Origin of the sequence: Streptomyces africanus, from assembly GCF_002150735.1 — a bacterium.
GTDB classification, from domain to species: domain Bacteria; phylum Actinomycetota; class Actinomycetes; order Streptomycetales; family Streptomycetaceae; genus Streptomyces; species Streptomyces africanus.
Window position 1 is genome coordinate 1 of the sequence record NZ_MUKA01000336.1, and the last position, 7,042, is coordinate 7,042.

Genomic DNA, 7,042 nt, shown 5'->3' on the forward strand with positions numbered 1-7,042 from the left:
CCAGACCAAGGAGGTCCTCGGCCTGGACGAGGACGAGACGATCGTCCTGTCCGCTGTGGTCGGCGTACCGCGCGAGACCGGGGGTGCCGTGCTGGACCTGCGCACATAAGGCCCCCCGGAACAGCCCCACCCACCGACAAGGAACGCGTATGCCCACCACCGCACCGCACGACTGGAGCGCCTGGCACCTGCACCTCGGCACCACGGCCCGCAGCGCTCACGACCGTGTCCTGACGGACGTCATCGGCCCGACGGTCGGCGAACTGCCGCCCGACACCCCCTGGTTCTTCATCCGCTACTGGCAGTCGGGCCCTCACCTGCGGCTGCGGATCGCCGGCCTGTCCCCGGAGGCGTACGCGTGCGCGGAGCAGGCCCTGCGCGACCGGCTCGGCGTCGCGGGCCGGCTCGCACCCGGCGAGGAACCACTGGCACGGGAGACCTACCAGGAGGGCGCGGCCCGGCTCGCCGCCGCCGGCGAGACCGGTGTCAACGCCACCGTCCAGGCGCTGCTGCCGCCCGGCGTGCACCGCGCCGACTACGACCCCGAGTACGAGCGCTACGGCGGCCGCACGCTGATGCCGGCCGCCGAGGCCCTCTTCCACCGCTCCAGTGAACTCGCCCTGCGGCTGGCCCCGCTCGTCACCAGTGAGGCGCGGCGCGCCCGGCTCGCCCTGCGCGGCACGCTGTCCGCCGCCGTCGCCCTCGGCGGCCCGGCCGAGCGCGCCCACTACTTCGCCCGGGGCCGGGACGCCTGGCAGGCGTGGGCGCGCGACGCCGGGCACCCCGGCGAGCTGCTCGACCGGATCACCGAGGTCGACCAGGACCCGGCCGCGGCGGGCGTCTCACCGGACGCCCACGGGCCGTTCGCCGACTGGTACGAGGCCCTGACCGCCCACGCCGCCGAGATCCGGCGCCACTCACCGGTCCATCCCGGCATGATCCTCTTCTCGCACGCCCACATGCTCCACAACCGCCTCGGCCTGAGCATGCTGGAGGAACTGCGCACCTACGCCTGGCTGGCCCACGTCTTCCCGATACCGGCCCTGGTGACGACCCGGGCAACCGACCCGGCCCCCACGGGGTGATTCCCCCGCCCCCGTGGGTGCCCACGCAAGAGGCCCGGCCGGAATCCCCTCACCGGCCGGGCCTCTCGGCGTGCCCGTTCATCCCTCCCGTACGAACTCGGCCCGCACCCGCACGCGCAGTTCCGCTCCCACCAGACCGCGCATGCCGCCGACCCCGCACGCGTGCCGGTCGACCAGGGCGGCGGCCCGTACGACGGCCCGCTCGCCCCGCACGGTCAGCTCGTCGACCGTGAACGTCACCGGCGTGGCACGCCCCTTGACCTCCAGCAGACCGGCCAGGCCCAAGCCGTCCTCGTCGAGGAGTCGTTCACCGGTGAGGCGCAGCTCGGGAAAGCGCTCGGCGTCCAGGAAGCGCGGGCCGCGCACGGCCGTGTCCCGCTGCGGGTTGCCGCTCTCGAAGCCCGCCGCGCCGGCCGCGGCGTCGAGGCGGAGCAGCACGCCGTCCGGGCCGAGCTCGGCACGGCCCGAGCGCACCGGGACGGAACCCCGCACGGGCAGGAAGAAGAAGTGGCGGCCGGTGAACTCCACGGTGGAGCCGGCCGGTTCGAGGCGCCAGGTCCCGCTGAGGGCGGGGTTCGGGCGGGTGGTGTGGTCCACGGACATGGTGGGGTCCCTTCTCATGGGGAGTGGGGGTCGTCGGGAAGCGCCGAGGGGGCCTCCGGGAGGCCCCCTCGATGTGGTCGGGTCGTGTCGGCTCTACTCGGGGCGCGGGTCCCAGCGGAAGCTGCGTACGGCGATCAGGGCGCCGACGACGCCCCAGGCCGCCAGCACGGCCAGTTCCTTCCACTGGACGCCGGCGCCGTGCGCGAACGCCGCGAGCATGGCGTCGTTGAACGGTTTCACCGGCAGCACCCCGGCGATGGTGTTCATCGTCCCGGAGTGGATCGGGAAGTAGCTGCCGGAGATGAACACCAGCGGGAACTGGATGAACTGCACGACCGCGGGCGCCGCTTCGGAGTTGCGGATCAGGGAGGCCACCCCGACGCCGAGGGCGCAGAAGCTGGCCGCGCCGAGCACCAGGGTGAGCGCGAGGACCGCCCATTGCGCCGGCCAGGGCACGCCGTAGAGCCGTCCGACGCCGATCACCAGCGCCACGTCGACGACGCTGACGACGACGCAGTGCACGAGCAGGCCCGCGAAGTACACCCAGGCGGGCAGCGGGGTCGCGTGCAGCCGCTTGAGGACGCCGGTCTGCCGGCGCATGGCGAGGACGATCGCCAGCTGGCCGTAGCAGGCGCCCAGCACGGAGACGGCGGCGATGGTCGGCGTGTAGTACTCGAGGCCGCTCAGGCCGAAGAAGAAGTCCTGGCCCTCGCTGCCGGCGAACACGGCGCCGAAGACCGAGATGATCACGATCGGCAGGACGAAGGTGAACACCATCGACTGCGGGTTGCGCCAGAACGACAGCTGCTCGTAGCGGATCTGGTGGGCGAGCAGGGCGAGGGAGCCTCGTTCGTCGGGCCGCTCCCGCCCGGCGCGTGGGGCCCGTCGTCCGGCGGCGGTGGTCGTGGGGGGCAGGGTGCTGGTCATCGGCGGCTCCGTCCGGGTCGGCGCCCTCGGCGCGCACGCGCCGCCGAGGACGGTGTGCGGTCCCGCCCGGTGGACGGGGACGAGGCGTCCTGCTGTACGTACGAGCTGGTCATCCCCAGGTAGACGTCCTCCAGGGTGGGCTGCTCGACGGTCAGCCGCTCCAGCGGTGTGCCCCGGTCCAGGGCCCAGGAGGTGAGCCGGTGCAGGGCGGCCGTCGGCTCCTTCGCCTCGGCCGTGACGAGACCGTCCTCGGCGTCGCTGACCGGGATCGGCACGTCGTCGATGGCGGCACCGGCCGGCAGCGCGAACCGGATCCTGGCGAGGGCGGTGTCCCGCCCGCCGATGGTGTCGGGTGTGCCCGTGGCGACGATCCGCCCGGCGGCGATGACGGCGACGGAGTCGGCCAGGGCCTGCGCCTCGTCCATGTAGTGGGTGGTCAGCAGGATGGTCGTGCCGGCGTCGCGCAGGCTGCGTACGACCTCCCAGGCCCCGCGGCGGGCGCCCGGGTCGAAGCCGGTGGTCGGCTCGTCGAGGAACAGCAGCTTCGGGTCGCCGATCACGCCGAGGGCGAGGTCGAGCCGCCGCTTCTGCCCACCGGACAGGTCCTTGACCTTCGCGTCCCGCTTCTCCTGGAGCCCCACGAGGTCGATGACCTCGTCGACGCCGCGCGGGGCCGGGTAGTAGCCCGCGTTGCGGGCGATGGTCTCCCGCACCGACAGGTACGGCTCGACGGCGATGTCCTGGAGCACGAGGCCGATCTGCCCGCGCAGCACGCGCCCGTCCGCCTTGTCGCCGGGATCGCGGCCGAGGACCCGTACGTCACCGCCGTCGCGGTGCCGGAAGCCCTCCAGGATCTCCATGGTGGTGGTCTTGCCGGCGCCGTTCGGTCCGAGCAGGGCGAAGATCTCCCCCTCCTCGACGGTGAAGTCGACGCCGCGCACGGCCTCGTGGTCCCCGTACTTCTTGAGCAGGCCATCGACGGCCACCGCGGTCACCGCGGTCGCTCCACTCGTCGTTCGCGTGTCACGGCGTGCCTCCAGGTGTCGTGCGTCATGGGGTCGTCTTCTCCTGGAAGTTAGGGCCGGGCGGGGGTGCGGCAGCAGGTGTGACGGGGGTTTCGATGACGTCCGTCACGCAAGCGGCGACAGTTGTCAGCACAGCGGGGCGGGGCGTTGCCGCCCGGTGGCGGGCGCCACATGCTCGGGACTCGACCGATGACAGTGCGTCCACGTCGAGAGCGCGCACCACGGCGGTGCGAAGGACGTGGCGCGAAGACCCGGAAGGCGGTCCCTGAGGTGCTGTTGGGCGAAGACACAGAAGGGCGGCGGCAGCCCGGGAACCCCGCGGGCCCGGCCGGCGGGGAGCGGCCGGTGGTCGCCGTCGTCGGCGCGGGCATCGGCGGACTGACCCTGGCGGGCGCGCTGACCGCGAACGGCACGCCGTACGTGATCCACGAACAGGCCCGCGCACTGGGCGAGGTGGGGGCGGGCGTCCAGCTCTCCCCCAACGCGATCCGGCCTCTGCTGCGCCTCGGCCTCGGACCGGCGCTGGAGGAGCACGCGGTGCGGATCGAGGCGATGGAGGTACGCGGCTGGAACGGGCGGCCCATCGCCCGCACGCCGCTCGGCGCGGAGTGCGAGCGCCTGTTCGCGGCGCCGTACCTGACGATCCACCGGGCGCATCTGCACGACGCGCTGCTGTCCCTGATCGACCGGGAGCGTCTCGGCCTCGGCCAGCGGCTGAGCGCGGCGCGCGAACTCCCGGACGGCGCTGGCGTCCGGCTCGCCTTCGACGACGGCACGGTCCGCGAGGCGGACGTGGTGGTCGGCGCGGACGGCATCCACTCCACGGTCCGTGAGACGCTGCGCCGCGACGAGCCGGTCTACTCGGGCCTCGGCATCTACCGCGGTCTGGTCCCGGTGGACGCGTTGCCGGCCGAGGCCCGCGAACGGCTGGTGCGGCTGTGGCTCGGCCCGGGTGGGCACTTCGTGTGCTACCCCGTCGCGTCCGGCGCGTACCTCAGCTACGCCGCGACCGTGCCGCTGCCCTCCGACGCTCCGCCGCGCGAGTCCTGGTCCCGGCCCGGCGACCCGGACGAGCTGCGGGCGGTCTTCGGCACATGGACGGGCCTGGTGGCCGACATCGTCAACGCGGTCGAGTCGACCCACCAGTGGGCCCTGCACGACCGCCCGCCGCTGCGCACCTGGTCCACGAACCGCATCACCCTCCTCGGCGACGCGGCCCACCCCATGCTGCCGTTCATGGCCCAGGGCGCCAACCAGGCGATCGAGGACGCGATGGACCTGGCGGCCTGCCTGGCGGGCGCGCCGGTCCCCGCGATCCCGGAACGCCTGTCCCGCTACGAGTCCCTGCGCATCCCGCGCACCGCCGAGGTCCAGCGCGGCTCCCGCGGCAACGCGGGCATCCTCCACCTCCCCGACGGCCCCGCCCAGCGCCGCAGGGACGCCCACATGGCGGTCCACGCGGCCCTGCACGACCGGGCGGCGCTGTACGCCCACGAGACGGGGCGCAGTGTGGTGCCGGTGCCGGCGTGAGGACGTGATCCGAAGCGTGATCCGGAAAAAGTCCGAAACATTCGAGTACCGGAACCTTGTCCTCCGCGCTATAGGGGCAAGGAACTCACCCGCCCGGCAGCCCCACGACCCACCAACTACCCACTTAAATGGGCGAACCCCCCACGATCACCCCACGGCAGCCGACGAATATTTCGAAACTCTCACCGAAAGCATTGACAGTTGACAGGGCCCGGCCAACACTCCCGATGACACAGGCTCCCCATCGACCGACCCCCACCAGGACGAGGAGGAAGCACCCCCATGAAGAAGTCATCGAGCCGCTTACGGCTGCTCATCAGCAGCGCCTGCACCATGCTGCTGGTCGCCTTCGCCACCATCGCCATGCCGGGCACCGCCCACGCCGACACGGTCGTCACCAGCAACAGGACCGGCACCGACAACGGCTACTACTACTCCTTCTGGACCGACGCCCCGGGCACGGTCTCCATGACCCTGTCCTCCGGCGGCAAGTACAGCACCTCATGGCGGAACACCGGCAACTTCGTCGCCGGCAAGGGCTGGAGCAACGGCGCCCGCCGCACCGTGAACTACTCCGGCACGTTCAACCCGTCCGGCAACGCCTACCTGGCCCTCTACGGCTGGACGGCGAACCCGCTGGTCGAGTACTACATCGTCGACAACTGGGGCACGTACCGGCCCACGGGCCAGTACAAGGGCACCGTCACCAGCGACGGCGGCACGTACGACATCTACAAGACGACCCGGTACAACGCCCCGTCCGTCGAGGGCAACCGGACCTTCGACCAGTACTGGAGCGTCCGGCAGTCCAGGAGGACCGGCGGCACCATCACGACCGGCAACCACTTCGACGCCTGGGCCCGGGCCGGCATGCCCATGGGCAACTTCAAGTACTACATGATCATGGCGACCGAGGGCTACCAGAGCAGCGGCAACTCCAGCATCACGGTGTACTGACGATGGGAACCACACCACCGCCCTCGTTCCGCACCCTGCTCACGAGACTGACGGTCCTCACGACGGCCGCAGCCGCCGCCCTCACGGCCACCACCGCGACAACCGCGGTCGCCACCCCGTCCCGGGCCGCCGCCTGCACCGGATACGTCGGCCTCACCTTCGACGACGGCCCGTCCGGCAACACGACCGGACTGCTCGACGCACTCCGCCGGAACGGCCTGCGGGCCACGATGTTCAACCAGGGCCAGCACGCGGCCGCCAACCCGTCCCTGGTCCGGGCCCAGGTGTCCGCCGGCATGTGGATCGGCAACCACAGCTACACCCACCCGCACCTGACCGGCCTGAGCCAGTCCCAGATCGACTCCGAGATCTCCCGGACCCAGCAGGCCATCGCCAACGCGGGAGGCGGCACACCGAAACTGTTCCGCCCCCCGTACGGCGAGACCAACGCGACGGTCACGTCGGTCGCGGCCCGCCACGGCCTGACCCAGATCATCTGGGACGTCGACTCCCAGGACTGGAACGGCGCGAGCACGGAAGCGATCGTCCAGGCCGCCGCCCGCCTCACCAACGGCCAGACCATCCTCATGCACGACTGGTCCGCCAACACCCTCGCAGCGATCCCCCGCATCGCCCAGGGCCTGGCGTCCCGGGGCCTGTGCGCGGGCATGATCTCCCCACAGACGGGCCACGCGGTGGCTCCCGGCTGAGCGAACGGCGCGATGGCCTCCAGCGCCATCGCGCCACCCGGGCAGGACCGGACGGCCCGTTGTCAGTGTCCGCCCCTACGATGCGCCGCATGCCTGAATGGATGCATGTGTCCAGCGCGGTTCTGGAATCCGGTTGGCACGACGAGGTGAATCTCGTGTTCGCGCGTGGGATGGGGCCGGACGCGCTTGGCGAGGGGTTGCGGGG

General features: G+C 72.2%; 7 protein-coding genes. 4 read left to right on the top strand and 3 right to left on the bottom strand.

Annotated features, from left to right (window positions below):
* Positions 1-149: 149 nt before the first annotated feature.
* Positions 150-1,085 carry a thiopeptide-type bacteriocin biosynthesis protein gene (locus tag CCL05_RS34490; RefSeq protein ID WP_086564586.1) on the top strand — a complete coding sequence of 312 codons (936 nt, stop codon included), beginning with the start codon at positions 150-152 and terminating at the stop codon, positions 1,083-1,085.
* 78 nt (positions 1,086-1,163) lie between these two features.
* Here the strand turns inward: CCL05_RS34490 and CCL05_RS34495 are convergent, their stop codons facing one another.
* The 3 genes from CCL05_RS34495 to CCL05_RS34505 all read right to left on the bottom strand — a co-directional run bounded on the left by CCL05_RS34495 (position 1,164) and on the right by CCL05_RS34505 (position 3,610).
* The gene (locus CCL05_RS34495; protein WP_086564587.1) at positions 1,164-1,688 is read right to left on the bottom strand and encodes a YceI family protein; all 525 of its coding nucleotides are present in this window, start codon (positions 1,686-1,688) and stop codon (positions 1,164-1,166) included.
* A 93-nt stretch (positions 1,689-1,781) separates the two neighbouring features.
* A complete protein-coding gene (locus CCL05_RS34500; protein WP_086564588.1) occupies positions 1,782-2,615 on the bottom strand; it encodes an ABC transporter permease in 834 nt (277 codons plus the stop codon).
* Positions 2,612-3,610 carry an ABC transporter ATP-binding protein gene (locus CCL05_RS34505; protein WP_086564589.1) on the bottom strand — a complete coding sequence of 333 codons (999 nt, stop codon included), beginning with the start codon at positions 3,608-3,610 and terminating at the stop codon, positions 2,612-2,614. The genes CCL05_RS34500 and CCL05_RS34505 overlap by 4 nt, the downstream gene beginning before the upstream one ends.
* A gap of 300 nt (positions 3,611-3,910) precedes the next feature.
* On the opposite strand from CCL05_RS34505, the gene CCL05_RS34510 reads away from it, so the two are divergent.
* From CCL05_RS34510 to CCL05_RS34520, 3 genes are all read left to right on the top strand, one after another.
* Positions 3,911-5,170 carry an FAD-dependent monooxygenase gene (locus tag CCL05_RS34510; RefSeq protein WP_086564590.1) on the top strand — a complete coding sequence of 420 codons (1,260 nt, stop codon included), beginning with the start codon at positions 3,911-3,913 and terminating at the stop codon, positions 5,168-5,170.
* Positions 5,171-5,452: 282 nt separating this feature from the next.
* Complete coding sequence (locus tag CCL05_RS34515; RefSeq protein ID WP_107400548.1) at positions 5,453-6,127, top strand: glycoside hydrolase family 11 protein; 675 nt, start codon at positions 5,453-5,455, stop codon at positions 6,125-6,127.
* 2 nt (positions 6,128-6,129) lie between these two features.
* Positions 6,130-6,837 (top strand): polysaccharide deacetylase family protein, encoded by a 708-nt coding sequence (locus CCL05_RS34520; RefSeq protein WP_086564591.1) that lies wholly within the window; start codon positions 6,130-6,132, stop codon positions 6,835-6,837.
* Positions 6,838-7,042: the final 205 nt, after the last annotated feature.

Bases quoted from the DNA above. Each gene is read 5' to 3' on its own strand.
- CCL05_RS34500 (WP_086564588.1), bottom strand. From the start codon at position 2,615: ATGACCAGCACCCTGCCCCCCACGACCACCGCCGCCGGACGACGGGCC.
- CCL05_RS34495 (WP_086564587.1), bottom strand. From the start codon at position 1,688: ATGTCCGTGGACCACACCACCCGCCCGAACCCCGCCCTCAGCGGGACC.
- CCL05_RS34520 (WP_086564591.1), top strand. From the start codon at position 6,130: ATGGGAACCACACCACCGCCCTCGTTCCGCACCCTGCTCACGAGACTG.
- CCL05_RS34515 (WP_107400548.1), top strand. From the start codon at position 5,453: ATGAAGAAGTCATCGAGCCGCTTACGGCTGCTCATCAGCAGCGCCTGC.
- CCL05_RS34490 (WP_086564586.1), top strand. From the start codon at position 150: ATGCCCACCACCGCACCGCACGACTGGAGCGCCTGGCACCTGCACCTC.